General features: G+C 46.9%; 17 protein-coding genes. 9 read left to right on the top strand and 8 right to left on the bottom strand.

Annotated features, from left to right (window positions below; genetic code table 11):
- Window positions 1-2 precede the first annotated feature (2 nt).
- Complete coding sequence (locus ACTRXA_RS11385) at window positions 3-1,223, bottom strand: Fic family protein (protein WP_442427315.1); 1,221 nt, start codon at window positions 1,221-1,223, stop codon at window positions 3-5.
- Between the two features lie 369 nt (window positions 1,224-1,592).
- Window positions 1,593-1,787: an ORF6N domain-containing protein gene (locus tag ACTRXA_RS11380; RefSeq protein ID WP_442427314.1), complete on the bottom strand. Its 195-nt coding sequence runs from the start codon at window positions 1,785-1,787 to the stop codon at window positions 1,593-1,595.
- 289 nt (window positions 1,788-2,076) lie between these two features.
- Here ACTRXA_RS11380 and ACTRXA_RS11375 point away from each other — a divergent pair, with 289 nt between their 5' ends.
- Window positions 2,077-2,952, top strand: a complete 876-nt coding sequence (locus ACTRXA_RS11375; RefSeq protein ID WP_442427313.1) for a hypothetical protein — start codon at window positions 2,077-2,079, stop codon at window positions 2,950-2,952.
- A gap of 5 nt (window positions 2,953-2,957) precedes the next feature.
- Here the strand turns inward: ACTRXA_RS11375 and ACTRXA_RS11370 are convergent, their stop codons facing one another.
- The gene (locus ACTRXA_RS11370) at window positions 2,958-3,464 is read right to left on the bottom strand and encodes a hypothetical protein (RefSeq protein WP_442427312.1); all 507 of its coding nucleotides are present in this window, start codon (window positions 3,462-3,464) and stop codon (window positions 2,958-2,960) included.
- Window positions 3,465-3,661: 197 nt separating this feature from the next.
- Here ACTRXA_RS11370 and ACTRXA_RS11365 point away from each other — a divergent pair, with 197 nt between their 5' ends.
- Window positions 3,662-4,222: a recombinase family protein gene (locus tag ACTRXA_RS11365; RefSeq protein WP_442427311.1), complete on the top strand. Its 561-nt coding sequence runs from the start codon at window positions 3,662-3,664 to the stop codon at window positions 4,220-4,222.
- Between the two features lie 216 nt (window positions 4,223-4,438).
- A complete protein-coding gene (locus ACTRXA_RS11360; RefSeq protein ID WP_442427310.1) occupies window positions 4,439-4,747 on the top strand; it encodes a hypothetical protein in 309 nt (102 codons plus the stop codon).
- A gap of 10 nt (window positions 4,748-4,757) precedes the next feature.
- Here ACTRXA_RS11360 and ACTRXA_RS11355 read toward each other — a convergent pair whose 3' ends face one another.
- The 3 genes from ACTRXA_RS11355 to ACTRXA_RS11345 form a co-directional block, all read right to left on the bottom strand.
- The gene (locus tag ACTRXA_RS11355; protein WP_442427309.1) at window positions 4,758-5,015 is read right to left on the bottom strand and encodes a hypothetical protein; all 258 of its coding nucleotides are present in this window, start codon (window positions 5,013-5,015) and stop codon (window positions 4,758-4,760) included.
- A gap of 444 nt (window positions 5,016-5,459) precedes the next feature.
- Window positions 5,460-5,867, bottom strand: a complete 408-nt coding sequence (locus tag ACTRXA_RS11350) for a hypothetical protein (RefSeq protein ID WP_442427308.1) — start codon at window positions 5,865-5,867, stop codon at window positions 5,460-5,462.
- A gap of 23 nt (window positions 5,868-5,890) precedes the next feature.
- Entirely contained in the window at window positions 5,891-6,250 is a 360-nt protein-coding gene (locus tag ACTRXA_RS11345) for a hypothetical protein (protein ID WP_442427307.1), read from the bottom strand.
- Between the two features lie 412 nt (window positions 6,251-6,662).
- On the opposite strand from ACTRXA_RS11345, the gene ACTRXA_RS11340 reads away from it, so the two are divergent.
- The 3 genes from ACTRXA_RS11340 (at window position 6,663) to ACTRXA_RS11330 (ending at window position 8,526) form a co-directional block, all read left to right on the top strand.
- Entirely contained in the window at window positions 6,663-7,553 is an 891-nt protein-coding gene (locus ACTRXA_RS11340; RefSeq protein WP_442427306.1) for an ArdC family protein, read from the top strand.
- Between the two features lie 204 nt (window positions 7,554-7,757).
- On the top strand, window positions 7,758-8,129 hold the full coding sequence (locus tag ACTRXA_RS11335; protein WP_442427305.1) for a type II toxin-antitoxin system RelE/ParE family toxin: 372 nt from the start codon (window positions 7,758-7,760) through the stop codon (window positions 8,127-8,129).
- Window positions 8,113-8,526, top strand: a complete 414-nt coding sequence (locus tag ACTRXA_RS11330; protein WP_442427304.1) for a hypothetical protein — start codon at window positions 8,113-8,115, stop codon at window positions 8,524-8,526. The genes ACTRXA_RS11335 and ACTRXA_RS11330 overlap by 17 nt, the downstream gene beginning before the upstream one ends.
- Before the next feature lie 3 nt (window positions 8,527-8,529).
- Here ACTRXA_RS11330 and ACTRXA_RS11325 read toward each other — a convergent pair whose 3' ends face one another.
- Together ACTRXA_RS11325 and ACTRXA_RS11320 are read right to left on the bottom strand one after the other, a co-directional pair.
- Window positions 8,530-10,104, bottom strand: a complete 1,575-nt coding sequence (locus ACTRXA_RS11325; RefSeq protein WP_442427303.1) for a flavin monoamine oxidase family protein — start codon at window positions 10,102-10,104, stop codon at window positions 8,530-8,532.
- A gap of 42 nt (window positions 10,105-10,146) precedes the next feature.
- Window positions 10,147-11,052, bottom strand: a complete 906-nt coding sequence (locus ACTRXA_RS11320; protein ID WP_442427302.1) for a TRAP transporter substrate-binding protein — start codon at window positions 11,050-11,052, stop codon at window positions 10,147-10,149.
- Window positions 11,053-11,813: 761 nt separating this feature from the next.
- Between ACTRXA_RS11320 and katG the strand changes: the two genes are divergently transcribed.
- The 3 genes from katG to ACTRXA_RS11305 all read left to right on the top strand — a co-directional run bounded on the left by katG (window position 11,814) and on the right by ACTRXA_RS11305 (window position 16,685).
- The gene (gene katG, locus ACTRXA_RS11315) at window positions 11,814-14,066 is read left to right on the top strand and encodes a catalase/peroxidase HPI (protein WP_442427301.1); all 2,253 of its coding nucleotides are present in this window, start codon (window positions 11,814-11,816) and stop codon (window positions 14,064-14,066) included.
- A 489-nt stretch (window positions 14,067-14,555) separates the two neighbouring features.
- Entirely contained in the window at window positions 14,556-14,849 is a 294-nt protein-coding gene (locus tag ACTRXA_RS11310; RefSeq protein ID WP_442427300.1) for a helix-turn-helix transcriptional regulator, read from the top strand.
- Window positions 14,850-14,993: 144 nt separating this feature from the next.
- The gene (locus tag ACTRXA_RS11305) at window positions 14,994-16,685 is read left to right on the top strand and encodes an NADH-quinone oxidoreductase subunit 5 family protein (RefSeq protein WP_442427299.1); all 1,692 of its coding nucleotides are present in this window, start codon (window positions 14,994-14,996) and stop codon (window positions 16,683-16,685) included.
- The last annotated feature ends 2 nt before the right edge of the window (window positions 16,686-16,687 follow it).

Below are 16,687 nucleotides of genomic sequence, written 5' to 3'. Positions count from 1 at the left end.
AATTAACCGGGTTTTTCCGGGAATAGATTGGGCATCCACCGGTCGGCTAGTTTTGCCGGAAAAGCCAGTCGAAGAGGTGCCCGTGGACTTTCTGAAGTAAGAACACCCTCCTTTAGCAAGGCAGAAGTAATTCTGCGGGCTTGACGGTCCCCAGCTCCAATGATTTCGGGAATGTCTCCCCGTGGAAGCTCCCCACGATAGAGCAGGGCGTCCAATACTTTTCCTGAATGGTCAGGCAACGTTTTCATCCGGATTTCTTCTTCGACCCAAAGTAAAATGCGGGTACGAAGACGATCCGGTTGGACCAGTTCTTCCATAAACTTTACTTGGTCACGACATACTTCCAAAAAATAAAGCGTAAATTCCGCCAAACCTTCTTCGCTTAAACTACCACGTCCATCTACATCGTTTCGCCTGGGCAAGTCTGCCTGCTGTAATAAACTTTTGTATTTATCCACGCTTCGGGCGAGCCCTCTTGCAACCGACCAGACCCCGCCGGTATCCAGTGTTTCAAGCATGGCCGCATGAGACATAAGTCGAGCCACACGCCCGTTCCCATCAATAAAAGGATGAATCCAAACAAGCCGATGATGGGCGGCTGCGGCAACCAGGATGGCCTCGGATTTTCCTAAGTTACTGTATGCATCTTCAAATCGTTTCATGAAGCGGGATAGGGCTCCAGGACTAACCGCATAATGTTTGCCCACTCTAACATCCCGCTCCCGGAGTTCACCGGGGATTACCCTGATCTTCTCCTTATTGTCATTGTCTGGGTATTCAACCCAAAGTAAATCTTCAGGCAGGTTTTCACAGAAACGGCGGTGTATTTCCATTAACCCATCGACCGTGTACACTCGTCCAGCTAAACCGCCTTCATCAATCCATTGTTGGCAAAGAATATGGGCTTTGGCTTCTATTTGTAAGTCACGCTTTTTGGGGTCCTGGCTGTAATCATTTTCCATGGACCGCTCAATATCAATAGGATGCGTATTGTGGTCCTCAATCAGGTTGCTGTAATAGCAGTTCATTGTCCGGACGAGCTTTGCGAGAGCCTGGTAAATGCCCGGAGGCAAACTGCGGCGGAATCCTGAGGATTTGGATGCCAAATCCATGGCAATATCCATGAGCTGAGGCCTGTGCCTGGAGCCTTGGGATATGATCAAAGGCTCCATCAAACCAAGGGTTTCGCCCCTATCTTTCGCCGTTTTTTTGTCCGGTTTCATGTCCGCTTAAATGTCCGGTTAATAATAACAATAACTTATTATATAACACATAGTTATTAAATTTAAATGGTTTTTTGATAGCCCCTCTAAGTCCGCTATATTGGTAGCTTTATTGCCAGGTTTAAGGAAGGGGATCAGGAAAAAACGGGATTTCTTATGAGCCAAATTGCAGCCAACTCACGCTGATATAGGAGTGCGAATTGTTATTTTGCGGTTCCACGTGCCACGATAAATGGATGTGATAATAAAGATTACGGAAATTCACTCTTCTTCATCCCAGATATAACTGATATTTTTTCTTTCTCCCGGTCTGGGGAAAAAGCGTTTCTGCGTGTTTATATAGATTTTCAATTTGCTGATCGTGTTGGCTTAGCTTTCGTATGATGTCTTCATTGTTGAGAGGAATTGCCGAAGATTTACAAAAGTTCTCATAATATTAATGTTCACCTCTATGGCCCGGTCGCTATGAAGAACAGTAGAAAACATGACCACACCTTGCTCTGTAAAAACGTAGGGAAGAGTTCTGCGCCCACCCCAACTTGAGGTCGCAAAATGCGACTTCAAGTTTTCAAACCCATCCAAATTCAAGGGTAGGCGCGAATTTGATTTTCCGAGGTAACCCAGAAAAAACGCCGCCGAGCTGAAGTGGGGAGACCCGGCGGCGCAATATTTATGTAGTAATGAATAGTTTATTCTCTGGAGATTAAAATTTAATAAATTTAGACAATTCCCCTTTTTTCCTGTTTTTTATTTCCTTCCCGTAATTAAAACAAACAGGGCCTGTTTCCATAAATAAATTCTTAACTTCCTTTTGATAGGATTGTTGGGAATTTATTGTGTGCAGGGAAAAAGTATGGGAATTAATCTTAAAGACGCTTTTGCGGCTAACGCTTCGCCGCCTGATATGAAAATTTGGCAGGCCAATCCTGTTGGGCAGAAAACCTTGCTTGCCCTGCATTCTGGGAATGTTGCCGGCGTAAATCTGGCCGACCACGGCCCGGACGGCAAATTACGTAAAGAAGAAGAGGAAAAAGACCGTAAAGCCGAATTGTTACAGGAAATGACGGCGATGATCCACCAACAATTTCTTGAGACCATTTACGAGGTCCGGGAGACAATCGACGACGCCCGGCAATTCTTTCAGGAAAAACTCAATGATCTTGAACGCGATGAAACGGAATTCTACAAAGATGTTATCGCCCTTTCCAACGGACAGACGGTTTATCCGGATGCAAACGACCCCAGCCGGTATTATGTTCAGGATGAAAACGGGCAATGGCAGGAATTAATCAACGAAAACCAGCTTGAAGAGGCTAGGAAAAACCATGAAGAAATGGGCTCCGCTCGCACCAAACAGGCCAAGGACGCTTGGGATAACTACGAAGCCGAGGTGAAGAATGCCCCCCAAGCCATAGATGATGCTGAAAACAGCTTAGAAGGGCTTCAAGACCAAGTTGATAAAGGCATCATATCTGCTCAGGAGGGGCAAAATCAGGCTAAACAAATTGGCCAAGATATAGAGAAACTAGAAAAAGGGTTTAATGTTGACTTCAACAATGCAACATTTGGAGGAAAGGCTGAATTCGTGGGGAGTGTAATAAAAACTTCTGAAAGTGAATACAAGCAGAGCAATGAACAGGGAAAGGTCTATTTAGATGCAGATGACGATTTGTTGAATGACAGCTATGACTCGTCAATATCCAACTCTACGTCATTTCCCTCCCCCTAAAAAACTCATCTGGCCACCGGCTTTGGCCCCGGCGGGCAGATTTCAAGCATACGCCGGGCAATATGCCACGGAACGGTTTTCTTGTATTTCGTTTCCGGCGTTTTTTCTTCGACATTCGCCTTGGCTTCAATTTCAGCGAATAGTCTTAAAATGGACTCATTAGAATGCCCAAAAATATCCTCCATACACTGAGCCCTGGAATTCTGTCCCCTTTGTCTCAATTTTATATAAAGGTCTATAATCGTATTTTTAAAAATTTCTCTTTTCTCACCTTTTGTCATTTTGGCATATTGAGCAAAGGACACCAGTTTGGGCGGTGTATGATCTTTGACTTCAACTTGTATTTCCCCTTCCGCGAAGGCCGTGCCGCATTCAGCAGAGAAAAAGAAAGCGAAGGCCAACATACCGGAAATCAAAAACCCTCCGGTTTTCTTGCGCAAAGACGTAGAATAGGGATTGGACGCAATCGTTACGGGAGCGCGATTGGTTCCGGGTAAGATCGTGTTGCTCATAGCTCACTCCCTTCCAATAAGGGAGCCCTTCCTTTGCATATTCCATAAAAATTCCTTCTCTAAAAAATTGATTTGGTTTATAGTGACTTAGAAAGTTTCAGTAGTTTGAAACTTTATCCATTCGGAGCCTCTTGAAAAGGGCTCCCTTTTTGTGCATGGTGTTCTTTGGACACTGACTGGCATGGGAAGGGAATCCTGTGAAAATAGGCTACTTACGTGTTTCCACCGAAGAGCAAAGGCCGGACCGTCAGCTTGACGGGCTGAAGGGCCTTTGCGATGAAGTGCACCTAGAAAAACTCTCCGCCACCAGTAAGAAACGCCCTGTTTACCAGAAAATCCTGAAGAAACTGAAAGCCGGTGACACACTGGTTGTGTGGGATTTGGACCGCGCGTTTCGCTCCACGGTGGACGCCCTCCTAGAGAGTGAAAAACTCCGGCAACGCGGTATTGAATTCCAGATTGTCACGCTTAACGTGGATACTTCTACGCCTTCCGGGGAATTGATCTATACCGTTATGGCCGCCTTCGCACAGTTCGAGCGGCAAAACCTGATCAAACGGACACGCGAAGGCATGGCCGCCGCCAGACGCCGGGGCAAGCATATCGGGCGGCCTTACAAACTGGATTCCGCCGATGTAACCCGCGCCCATACGGAAATTCGCGCAGGAAAATCCACCATCATGAGCATGGCCCGCGAACTGGGCTGTTCCCGTGGCACCCTCTCTCACGCCTTCCAAAGATTCGATCTCAGCCTTTAAGTCCAGTTGGAACAAATTCCCTTTGTGTTCGTTCCTTTCAGTTTAATTTCTATTTCCCCTTTCCGGTTTTCTCAAATTTCATGCTTTGTCGCCGGTCGCGGCTCATGGTCAATGGGCGGCCCGCACCGCCACCGTGTTGCCCGTGACCTCTCACCTTTTTCGACCGGCGGTTGCCTTCGCATGTTGAGAAAAACCTAACGATAAAGGAGAAAGAAAATGCCAATATCTGAATGCGATCACTGCGGAGGAACCTATCACTGGAAATGGAAAGAAGCTTTCGATAAATTCGGCTTCGGAGATGGAGACGGCCAGATCGAAACCTGGCAGGTCGCCGACGCGCTGACGGGTGCAGGCTACGAAGTCAAGATAAAAGCCTGGGGACTTCACAACACCATCATCACCTCGATCAAGAAGGCCGGGAAGGAAATCATCCCACATGATACCTGCATCTTGGGCTACGACGATCCTAGGGAATTCCTTCCTCAGGATGTTGTGAAACTTTTGGACGAGGCTTTACCAGGGTGACGCCCCGCCACTAACAATAAAACGGCCCTCCATCGAGGGCCGTTTTTAATAGCCGGGGAGCATTGGCTCCAGGGCGGAAATGACGGCGGCGATTGTTTTGCACGTCCCGTAGAAACCGGCGGTGACGGCGTTTCTTTTCGCGCCGGGCATCCTGTTCCTGAATGGAGCCGTCAAGGATGAGAAGCATGACGATAAGCCAGAACAGGAAATCATTGAACGGAGTTTTTGGTGAACTTGCGGTTGAGAAGGCGGTTGTAAGCGATTCCATAATTTTTCTCCTCTTTTCGAGGTCCGGACCATCCGGGCCTTTCTTGAGGCCGCGAACAGCACAGACTTGAGGAGAACCGCACCCGAAAGGGTTGCAACGGAGAGGAGAAGTGCTCCGCGCTTGCCGGTCACAACACAGGGTTTGCTAACTTGTGGCCTTGAAAGGCCTGGTCTGGATTGAAATGTGAGGAGAAAAAGGAAGCGTTTTTTTTATCGCTCGAAAGCGCAAAAGTTTACCGGTAACGATGAATGCTTTTCACAGAGTTATCTACCAGGCTTGTTGGAATTGTGATGGCATTCGGTATCGGCTTGAGAGGAAGGTGGTCGCTCCGCCGTTTCTGAGGGTGTGCACATTGATTTTCCAAAAGCGTATCGATAGTATCCCGAGCATAAATATCGCCCAGATTCTTTTTCTGAGCCCTTAGGGATTAAATCGATAACTGAGTTATTTTCCATATTCTATTTTGCATTTTTTCATAAAAATTAGTTCGACAATATGATTTATATATACTTTCTCAGGATTAAATTTATTTCGAACCATTGAAATCGTGCCTAAAAACATTCTAACAAAACCTTCATCACTTCTATTATTATGATATTCAAGAATGCATTTAGCGGATTCATTATTCCCCTTATTTAAAAAAGCTTGATAAAACCTTTTCGCTTCTTGTGTTACAACCTTTGCCCTTTGGTCTGCACTCATCTCTACAAAATCGGCCACAGTCGGCCCCCTTTCACCGAAGACAGTTTGTTTCTGCTTTTCATCCGCGAAAGCTGGGCCGGAGAGGGACGCAGTCAGAATGCTGGCGGCCAGAAAGCTTGAAGCGTATTTATTAAGGGGAAGATTTGGCATTTTATGTAAACCAACAGTTCAATTTAATCGAGTGGGTCAAATCGCACATCAAAAGCCTCCTTCACTTGGTAAGGAATGGAGAATAGCGTTTCATGTCGGCTCTCCTGAAGAATTTTATGATTGCCCAAATTGTATAATATTCGCGATGCCAAATCCATAATAAGCTTTCCCGAATTTTTAGTCTTTCTTTGGTAAGCCGCGAAGAATATCCTTTGAACGGAAGTGGTTTTTCCCCCTCCTTTCGCCGAAAATCGTTTCCCGTTTCCCCTTCCTTGTAGCCCCAAAACCACAAGGCTATCCATCCTTTCCTCTGCCCGCTTTTTCCTTGTGGTGGCCTGATATCCCCGCTTTTGGGCGGTAGCCCATTCCGCCTGAATTTCCATTGAACGCCCTGACCGTGGCCGTACCGGACGGGTGTGTCTGAAGCACTGCCCCGGGCCTTTCGGGAAGCTTGCCGGAAGCGGTTGATTGACGCGCTCGGTTGGTTTTTCTCTGGGCTTGGATATCGGGTTCAATTGGTTTGCGTTTCGTTTCTCCTTTTGGGCAACGCGCCCGGCGGCTCCCTCCTTAGACGCCTTTCTAGGACCGGCACCTCCCCCCGCAACAGGGCCACCGGCTTTTTTCCCCGCCTGCAGCTTCCTCGCGCCCGGTTCCCTCCAAAAAAGTCCGTTGGCTTTCCTGTCTTCCGCGTTTCTCCAGCCCGTGCGGGTGCGGGGTTCGGTTTGGCCGGTCCTTCTGGCGAAAGCCGTAAGGAGCCGCGATGGGCGCGGCCGGATAACAAAAAGGAGAAACATCATGAACGCAACCAAAACCAAGAACCCGATTCAGGACATCCATACCCAGATCACCAACCAGATCATTGCCGCTCTCGAATCCTGCTCCGGCAAGGTCACGCTTCCCTGGATCAAGGCCGGGGCCTCATTGGGCCGTCCGGTCAACGCGTCCACGGGCAACGCCTATAAAGGCATCAATGTCGTGGCGCTCTGGGCTGCCGCCATGGCCAAAGGCTACGGAGACGGAACGTGGGCCACTTACAAACAATGGAAAAAACTGGGCGCGCAGGTGCGCAAAGGAGAAAAGTCCAGCCTCGTGGTTTTCTACAAGGAAATGGAGGTGGAAACGGAAAACGAGGACACCGGGGAAATCGAAACCGGAAAACGCTACTACGCCCGCGCTTCGTGGGTCTTCAATGTCACTCAGGTGGACGGCTGGACGCCGCCGGCAGTTCCGGCGGCTGATCCGGTGGCCGTGCTGGACGGCGCAGAGGCTTTCGTGGCCGCAACCGGCGCGGATATCCGCATCGGCGGCAACCGGGCCTGCTACAACCCGGCGGGCGATTTCATCCTCATGCCTCACCGGGAATTCTTCACCGGCACGGACACATCTTCCGCGACCGAAGGCTGGTACGCGACGCTGTTTCACGAGCTCACGCACTGGAGCGGCCATGACAGCCGGTGCGCACGCGACATGACCGGACGCTTCGGCGAGGCTTCCTACGCTATGGAAGAGCTGGTGGCGGAGCTGGGTTCCGCTTTCCTCTGCGCCGATCTGGGCGTGACGCCTTCCCCGCGTCAGGATCACGCGGAATACATCGCCAACTGGCTCGACGTTCTGAAGAAAGACAAGAAGGCCGTCTTCACGGCGGCCAGCAAGGCCGATCAGGCGGCGGCGTGGCTTTTAGCTTGAATTAAAAAGTTTTCAAACTTAATTACTTTTTAAATAAACTAACTTAAATAAGGTAATATATTAAAATGGTCATTCTTTGGGCGTTGTATTTCTCCCTCTCATTTTATAGACTATATATAAGTACATTTGTCAAAAACTTGACATTGTTATAAATTATTATTAATTAAATTAAGTTGCTTTCTTAAGTAAACTTAGAAATTATCTATGACGCTGGAAAGTAATATTCAAGAGGGTGAAGGATTTATAGAATGGTGTAAATCCCTTAAGGAAGGCGAAATAGAATCAATTTATTCTGGGATCGACCAGCTTAAAGATAAAGGCTCTTCATTAGGATTCCCCGTAAGTCGTAGGGTTCGAAATCATGAAAATCTTAGAGAACTTTTTGTTAGACATACACAAGAGGGGGGATTGATTAAAAACTTCATTATTTTCTATGCAATTGAAAATAATGAGAGTATAGTGCTTTTAGGTGGGGGTGACCCTACGCTGGACTTTCGTTTTTACGTGAGGAATGTGCCTGAAATGTTGAGGCAACTGAAAGTATTTAGGGAGAACAATAATGACACAATTAGCTGACCGTTTTAAAAGAGAACCCTTTAATTTAAGTGATCGAAAAATTAAAGAAATCCAAATTGCTAATATCCGCAGAGAGCTTGAAATGGCTTTGGTGACAATAAAATTTTCTGACTTACTTGATGATCGTTACCAAGAAATGAATGCCTTATTTAGTAATATTAAAATGTCTGATCAGGCTTTGCGCCCATTTGGAGATAAACAGTTTACTTATGACGGATTACGTGGGCCAATAAATCAAACGGAAATTAATCGGTTCGTGGAGGAAATACCAGAAGATGAGGTAATGCCTCTTTGGGATGTTCTTCGTCCAGTTTTGTACCGATTAAGAAAAGAAATGGCTGCTCAAGTGGAGGCCTACAAAAATAAAAAGGCTAATGCCCCCGCACATAACTTTTAATTCTTAAAAAGGTTTTTCTATATTAAAACCTAATTGAAGAACTCGCTCAGAAGATCGAAGCGCCCCCTCCACCCAAGCTTGTAAATCTGAAAAGGCTTCTCCGCAAATAAAGACCTGTTCATTTTGTATAGGTTTCCAGGATCTTTCCAATATATCCTGATCGTTGGCTCCAATTCTCCATAGATGGTCTCCCTGTCCTTTACCACTAGTTCCCCACGCATTGTATGTGGCAAAAATCGGCTCTGGAACATTATTTAGTCCAAATAATAACTTTAATTGTTTTTGAATGTGGCGAACTAATATTTTAGAGCATTTTTTTAGTGAAGGATCTAAAGTTACATCTCCATATAGAGATCCAATAGATTGTAGTTCATGCCAAAAAGAAATATTTGTTGAATCGCAATAGACCGTAATTGCTTGGGCACTATCATTGCGTTGATCATTTGAAAAGAAATACACTGAATTCAGGGGAAGATCGGTAAAGCACCCCCCATGGCTAATTCCAAGAGATGGTTCCCACCAGTTTTCTCCATAGAATAAATTTATTTTTGTTAAGGGCATATGAATAATTTTGTCTAAATGACTTTTTAGAATATTAAGCTCGTATGTGTAATTTTTGGAAAAAAGAGGGGAGTTATCAATTAGTTTCGTTAGTGGATTGACTGGGAGTGCTAATATTAAATTAGAGCAATTGTATTTTTTTCGGTACTTATGGTTCGTAAAAACTGTATAGCCACTATTGCTTTTTTCAATTCTTTCCGCTGTAATATTTGTGTGAACTTGCCCATGCTCTGAACTTTGTATTTGCAATCTTAAGGCTTCTGGAAGTGCTTGAAACCCATCCCTAAGGGTAGAAAAATCTTCTTGAAAATTAGCTAATAGTTGGAAGGCGGAACCGGCATTTATAAGCTCATAAAATGGTGATCCAAAGCCTGACGTGTCAACCAACATTTTAACGCACTCATTGGAGAGGCCGTATTCGGATAAGATCGTTCGAAGCCCTAAATTATAAACAGGCTCAAAATTACCGCCAGAGAGTCTGAAAATGCCCTCTGTTCGGAAATAACTCCACTCTTCCGGGGTATTTGGTAACCATCCCCGCCCCTGAGAATCAGAAACAATTCTTAATAAAATATTTTTGATTATTCCGCTAGGTAATATATTTTTTTCGGCAGTTTCTAATTTGTATATTTCAGACCAGGTAGAATTTGATCTTTGATTATCTTCTTCACGTGAAAACCCTCTCCCGCGAATGTAGAAGCGGTTTTGATTGTCACCCATGCCAAATGGAATTATTGTTCTTTCTAGGTTTAATTGACCGATAAGCTTGTGAAGCAGGATGTGTTTGTCTAAAAAACGCATCCCCCCTTCTTCCACTTGGATGTCAATATCATTGCCTAAATGTACTTGAGAAGTGGCAAGCCTGCCTCCAATCCTCCCTTGAGATTCAAGAATGATGATTTTTTGCGAAGGCTTATTTCCTAATAGCCTCCAAGCAGAATACAGACCTGCCACTCCTCCTCCTATTATTAAGACATCGCAATCATGCTCTTTTTGATTAGGTCCATCTGGTTTCATTTGGATAATGCCTTAAGGGATTACGAAATAAGCAGCTATTCTCTAAGCCATAGAGTTTATTTCCTTAATTTCTTTGATTAGGCTGTGTTTGGCTGCAAAGTTTTTGACCACCTTTTGGGTTGCATTTGATATTTGATTTATATTGTCTTCACTTAATTTATTTAAATGGATTCCAGATTTAATAAGGTTATGAATAGAACTCTTCCTTTCAGATTCGGCTCGCGTTGCGAAATTCTCGCAATATTTTTTCATGGCTAATTTAATAGAAGTTTGTTCTTGTTTTTTCAGTTTTGAAAAAAAATCCGCCCGGATTAATTCGAAGTTTAGGAGATATCTATGTTTGGTACAGCTTACAAAAGAAGCATGTTTATTCCAGCTCATTCTTATAAAATTAAATGGAGAGTTCTCTACCGCATCAATTATTGAATTTTTAAAACTAACAGAAACATCATGATATGGAATTACGATTGGGGTTGCCTTTAAAGATGAAAATATTTCTTTAGAAATTTGTGCTCCGTCTATTCTTATTTTTAGGTTTTGAAAATCTTCCAAGGTTTCTATGGGTTTGCTTTTAAGTAAAGTATCTCTGGAGCCCACCAGGGAGTAACCTAAGACGATTAAGTTCGTTCTTTTTAAAATAATGTCTTCAATTTTTCTCGTTATTTTTGTATTAGACGTCCATACTCTTTTATAGTGCGTAAAGCTATTATAGAGGTAGGGCAAATACATTAAACTGGCCTCAGGAACTAATTTAACGATTGAACTTGTTCCAGCAATATGTAAATTATTGTTCATTAAGTCTTCAATAATTAAAGACTCATCCTGATATGGAATGATTTTTACAATTAGATTGGATGACTCTCTAATTTCTTTTGTAAAGGCGATTTCGATTTCTCGAAAAAAATGGTTGTCAGGCCATATGCTTCCATATTTTAGGATAATGTTCATAGGGAATATTCTCATGCCAAAAGTTTTCATATTATAACTAATTTAAAAACATTTATATATTCCTTACGTTTTGATCATAGATGTTTAATTTAAACGGTCAGAAAATGGTGAAATCTTGACCGATAAACTTAAGGTTTCGAATGTTCAAGATATTTACAATTGTAGCCAAATTGTAGCCAAAGGGCTCAGAATTGGCCGGAAAATCCGGAAAATTCAGGAAACAGGTTTTCTCAAATCCCGGTTCCGGCTACAGTCTGGCTACAGTTGATAGTGGCGCAAAAGACGCCTAAAACATTAAGGTTAGACGATTTTTGCAGGTCCCGTTTTAATCCCCTTATTACTTTTTGGGAAAACCTCCCTGCACAGATGGCATTCAAGAGGTCAGGGGTTCGATCCCCCTCAGCTCCACCAGCGTGCCGCTGGACCCAGCATGGGAACATGCTTGGGTTCAGCGGCTTTTTTTGTTTTATACAGGCCGTTTCCCCTGCTAAAGGAGACGAGGGCGGACCGGTCCGGTTTCAAGTAAAAACAAATCTCCCCGCTATTCACCCGGCCTCTCCGGGATTCAAGGCCTTCCCATCCGGGTTCCGACTCCAATCATTCAAATCCCTGTAAAGCTCGTTTTTTCTACGGAAGTATTGAAATAAAAAGAGACCATAACCATATTTAAAAATAGTCACTCTTTTTTGTTAATGGTCCTGTTCCTTTCGTTTGCTCCCGCTTGGCCAAACTTTAACTTATTCATTAAGGATTCAAGCCCCATGCTAAGACGAACGAATCTTATATCCGCCGCTCTGGCGACCGCCTTGATTTTGTTAACACAAGTCAACTCTTCCTGGGCAGGAGGCGAAGCGAAGTCGAACCAGTTCTGGTGGCCGGAGAAGTTGAACCTGCAGCCTCTTCGCCAGAATGCGACTCTGTCCAATCCCATGGGCGAGAACTTCAACTATGCGAAGGAGTTCAACAACCTTGACTTGAATGCGCTCAAGCGGGACATAGATGCGTTGCTCACCAACTCCCAGGACTGGTGGCCGGCGGACTACGGTCACTACGGACCGTTTTTCATTCGGATGGCCTGGCACAGCGCCGGCACGTACCGCCAGGCTGACGGCCGTGGCGGCGCGGGCGGGGGTCAACAGCGCTTCGAACCGACCAACAGCTGGCCGGACAACGCCAACCTGGACAAGGCGCGGCGGCTGCTTTGGCCGATCAAGCAAAAATACGGCCGGAAGATTTCATGGGCGGACCTGATGATCCTGTCCGGGAATGTTGCGCTGGAATCAATGGGCTTCAAGACCTACGGCTTCGCCGGGGGGCGTGTGGACGACTGGGAGCCGGAACTGATTTACTGGGGACCGGAAACCAAGTGGCTTGCGGACAAACGTTATAGCGGAGACCGGAAACTGGAGCAACCCCTTGCTGCGGTTCAGATGGGTCTGATCTACGTCAACCCCGAGGGGCCGAATGGAAAACCGGATCCGGTCGCCGCCGCCAAAGACATTCGCGATACGTTTGGCCGAATGGGGATGAACGATGAAGAGACGGTCGCCCTGATCGCAGGCGGACACACCTTCGGCAAAACCCATGGCGCTGCCGATCCGTCCAAATGCCTGGGTCCCGAACCCGCGGCCGCCGGCATCGAGATGCAGGGCCTCGGCTGGAAAAACAGCTGTGGACGCGGCAACGCCGGGGATACCATCACCAGCGGGCTGGAAGGTGCATGGTCCGTCAACCCGATCCAATGGACGACCCAGTACCTGGACAACCTGTTCTCCTTCGACTGGGTGCAGACGAAAAGCCCTGCCGGTGCGGTTCAGTGGATTCCCAAGGATGATTCCGTATCGGGTCTCGTGCCGGATGCCCACGATCCATCAAAAAGGCATGCTCCGATTATGTTCACGACAGACCTTTCCCTGAAATTCGATCCGGCTTACCGCCGTATCGCAAAACGTTTCCAGGAAAACCCCAAGGAATTTGAGGTTGCCTTTGCCAAGGCCTGGTACAAGCTGACCCATCGGGATATGGGACCGCGGGGACGCTATCTCGGTGAGCTGGTTCCGAAGGAGCAGCAAATATGGCAGGATCCCATTCCTGCGGTGGATCATGAATTGATCGACGCAGGGGATATTTCCAGACTGAAGGCCCGGATTCTCGAGTCGGGGTTGTCGATACCTGAACTGGTCAGGACCGCCTGGGCATCGGCCTCCACCTTCCGCGACACCGACAAACGCGGTGGGGCAAACGGGGCGCGCATTCGTCTTGTGCCGCAAAAGACTTGGGAAGTGAACAACCCGGAGGAACTGGCGAAAGTTTTGCAGGCCTTCGAGAAGATTCAACAGGATTTCAATGGTTCGCAAAAGGGAGGCAAACGGGTGTCCCTTGCGGACCTGATCGTGCTGGGCGGGGCGGCGGCCATCGAAAAGGCTGCAGGAAAGGCAGGTCACCCTGTGCAGGTTCCTTTCAAGCCGGGGCGGGCGGACGCCTTGCAGGCGCAGACGGATGTGAATGCGTTTGCGGTGCTTGAGCCGACCGCCGACGGGTTTCGCAATTTCTATGGTGAGGGCAACCCTTTATCGCCGGCAGAAATGCTGGTGGACCGGGCGGACCTGCTGAATTTGAGCGTTCCTGAAATGACCGTTCTGGTGGGCGGCATGCGGGGCCTCAATGCCAATGCCGGGCAATCGCGGCATGGTGTGTTTACCGACCGGCCCGGAACGTTGAACAACGATTTTTTCGTGAACCTGCTCGACATGTCCACCAAGTGGACCAAGTCGACCGGCTCCGAAGGAGTTTATGAAGGACGCGATCGCAAAACGGGCAAGCTCAAATGGACCGCCACTCCTGTTGATCTTGTTTTCGGATCGAATTCCGAGTTGCGGGCGGTAGCGGAATATTATGCATTCGAAGATTCGAATGCGGCGTTTGTGCTCGACTTTGTTGCTGCATGGACGAAGGTGATGAACCTCGATCGTTTTGACAAAAATGGACCCTTGAGGATCAGTCTTCGCAACTAGCCAGGTTTGGCATGAAACTAAAGTCGATCAATGAACCGGTGAAATCGAATGAACTCCGGACCTTCTACCGGCCAGCAAACCGGGTGTGATCTATATCCAGGGGCTACGGGGTTCAAACTCTCCCGATTTCACTGATGACTGGAAGGGCGGCATGTTTTGGCGATGATCCGATCATCTGCCGGAACCGCCGCCCTTTTTGTTTACGTTTTTTTACAAAGTGGGTTGAGATGCTCTCGTTTAAAATCTGATTGTCCGTTTGCCCGGCAAAGCCATTTTTAAATCATGTCTCAATGTCATTCGCCTGGTGAAGGTGTTTTCGTCCTTTCTCCTACAACTCAAATCAGAAAAAACGAATTGAAAATAATTTTTTGAATTAGGTGTTGACTAACGAATTCGATTTCGTGTATCGTGCTTCCTCTATTAAAAAATCGAAATTTTTCTAGCTAATGGTCACAGGTTAAATTATTAGAAAATTTGATTATTTCTAAGATGAGCACAAGAAAAATAGCTACCCCGTCGTGGACGTTCTTAACGAATCATGCGCACGTTCTTTTGTGCCTTGCCAAAAACCCGTCTGAACGCATACGGGACCTGGCGGATGAAGTTGGAATCACGGAACGTGCAGTTCAACGCATTATCGTAGAGCTGGAGGCGGACGGATACCTGGAGCACCATCGAGATGGAAGAAGAAACGTGTACAAGGTTTTCAGCCGCAAGCCTTTGCGGCATTCAATAGAAAAGCACCGGAAGGTCCAGGACCTGATCCGGTTGATCAATAAATAACATGACGCGAATTATCAATCCGGTAGTCGATCATTTTAGTGAGGTAGGCAAGAGCCGAATCCTGCTCAAATAATATTAATTATTGAACCTGAAAAGTTTTTCATAATTTGAAGGCTTTACCGGGCTAAGGACAATAATTACCCAATGACAATTCCAATACTTATTATTATCTTCCCGCTTCTGGCGGCAGTCCTCATCGGTTTCTTCGGCGAGCGCATGAAATCCAATGTGGCCAGGGTGGGGGTTGTCGCAACAACGAGCGCGTTTTTTATTTCAGTTTGGACTCTTTACCAGGTGAGCACCCAGGGGCCTGTTAATATCGCATTGTGGCCTTTGGATTCCGGTGGAGCCTCGGTATTCAAATTGGGTCTGCTGATCGATCGCCTCACGGCTGTCATGATGGTCTTGATCACCAGTGTCAGTACCGTCATTCATGTTTACTCGATCCGTTATCTGGAAGGCGACCCCGGTTATGTCCGGTTTTTCGCCCTGTTGAGTTTTATAACTTTTGTAATCCTTTCCCTTGTTTCCAGTTCAAACCTGTTCATGTTGTTTGTGTTCTGGTCTCTGTTGAGCTGGGCACTCTACCTTATTCTCGTATTTAATTATTCTCATCCGGATGCGAGGAAAAACGCGTTTAAGACTTTTATCGTGCATCGAGTCGGCGACGTATGCTTTCTATTCGGGATTTTCCTTGCTTACAGGTATTTCGGGACTCTTGAGTTTTCCGAGTTGTTCCGGGCGGCCAGGCAGACCCAAACGATTTCCCTGCTACCCGGAAACGTTCTTGATGTCAACGCGGTCTCTGTAATCAGTTTGCTCATTTTTGTGGGCGCTATGGCGAAGTCGGCGCAGTTTCCCCTGCATGTATGGTTGCCGGATACCATGGATTCACCCACGCCGGTTTCCGCCCTCATGCATGCGGGAATCGTAAACGCGGGCGGATTTCTATTGAACCGGCTTGCCCCTTTTTACGCTCTCTCGCCAACAACGCTTCATGTGGTTTTCCTGGTTGGGGTTTTGACGGTGCTGCTCGGGGCTTCCATGATGCTGGTCCAGAATGATATCAAGAAGACCCTGGGTTTTTCGACCATGGGGCAAATGGGCTACATGATCATGGAATGCGGGCTGGGCGCCTTTGCGCTGGCAATCTTTCATTTGATCGCCCATGGGCTCTTCAAGGCGACCCTGTTTTTACGGGCAGGGCAGGGCATTCATGATGCGCGGGAAGAACCCGAGTTTCCGCATGAGTCGGAGCACGAGCCGGTGAGGGCTCCCAACCAGTTGTCCTGGTATACGGGGTTGATCCTTACCCTGATCATGCCGCTTATCATTCTGATGCTGGCCCACGACGTTTTGAATGTCCCGTTGGAGGATGCCAATGGGACCGTCATCTTCCTCTTTTTCGCCTGGGTGACGGCCTCTCAGGCCATGTTCAGTTTGTACCGCATTTACCCGGTGGGTTCATGGGCTGTTGTCAGTGCGATGGTCGGCTCCCTGTTTTTCATTGTGTTCATATACCTATGGGCCGGTGAGGCGTTCACGCATTTTATTTATCATGAGCCGGGTATGGCTGCCGGGTTCTTCAAGGCGGCGGCATTCAATCCCAAAGTTTTTGACACAGTCGTATTGCTGGCCACGCTCCTCATCATTTTTGGTTGGGTTGTCATTTATACCAATTCCCGCGGCCAGTCCATTTTCGTCAAGAACTGGGTGCTCTCTATTCGCAACCATATGTACATCCTTTTGGTCAATCGGGTTTACCTGGACCTTTTCTATGCGCGGTGTGGCAGTCACCTGTTGCGATGGGCTCAAAAGGTAGCTCACCGTTTTTAAAA

The organism is Nitrospina sp. P1_D6 (genome assembly GCF_052156615.1).
GTDB lineage: Bacteria > Nitrospinota > Nitrospinia > Nitrospinales > Nitrospinaceae > Nitrospina.
The sequence above is the reverse complement of the archived record's forward strand: the minus strand, read 5'-3'. Positions and strand labels throughout refer to the sequence as shown.

Coding starts and splice junctions, on each gene's coding strand:
- ACTRXA_RS11335 (WP_442427305.1), top strand. CDS start 7,758: ATGACGCTGGAAAGTAATATTCAAGAGGGTGAAGGATTTATAGAATGG.
- ACTRXA_RS11355 (WP_442427309.1), bottom strand. CDS start 5,015: ATGGAATCGCTTACAACCGCCTTCTCAACCGCAAGTTCACCAAAAACT.
- ACTRXA_RS11325 (WP_442427303.1), bottom strand. CDS start 10,104: ATGAAACCAGATGGACCTAATCAAAAAGAGCATGATTGCGATGTCTTA.
- ACTRXA_RS11340 (WP_442427306.1), top strand. CDS start 6,663: ATGAACGCAACCAAAACCAAGAACCCGATTCAGGACATCCATACCCAG.
- ACTRXA_RS11360 (WP_442427310.1), top strand. CDS start 4,439: ATGCCAATATCTGAATGCGATCACTGCGGAGGAACCTATCACTGGAAA.
- ACTRXA_RS11370 (WP_442427312.1), bottom strand. CDS start 3,464: ATGAGCAACACGATCTTACCCGGAACCAATCGCGCTCCCGTAACGATT.
- ACTRXA_RS11385 (WP_442427315.1), bottom strand. CDS start 1,223: ATGAAACCGGACAAAAAAACGGCGAAAGATAGGGGCGAAACCCTTGGT.
- ACTRXA_RS11330 (WP_442427304.1), top strand. CDS start 8,113: ATGACACAATTAGCTGACCGTTTTAAAAGAGAACCCTTTAATTTAAGT.
- ACTRXA_RS11350 (WP_442427308.1), bottom strand. CDS start 5,867: ATGCCAAATCTTCCCCTTAATAAATACGCTTCAAGCTTTCTGGCCGCC.
- katG (WP_442427301.1), top strand. CDS start 11,814: ATGCTAAGACGAACGAATCTTATATCCGCCGCTCTGGCGACCGCCTTG.
- ACTRXA_RS11305 (WP_442427299.1), top strand. CDS start 14,994: ATGACAATTCCAATACTTATTATTATCTTCCCGCTTCTGGCGGCAGTC.
- ACTRXA_RS11310 (WP_442427300.1), top strand. CDS start 14,556: ATGAGCACAAGAAAAATAGCTACCCCGTCGTGGACGTTCTTAACGAAT.
- ACTRXA_RS11345 (WP_442427307.1), bottom strand. CDS start 6,250: ATGGAAATTCAGGCGGAATGGGCTACCGCCCAAAAGCGGGGATATCAG.
- ACTRXA_RS11320 (WP_442427302.1), bottom strand. CDS start 11,052: ATGAACATTATCCTAAAATATGGAAGCATATGGCCTGACAACCATTTT.
- ACTRXA_RS11375 (WP_442427313.1), top strand. CDS start 2,077: ATGGGAATTAATCTTAAAGACGCTTTTGCGGCTAACGCTTCGCCGCCT.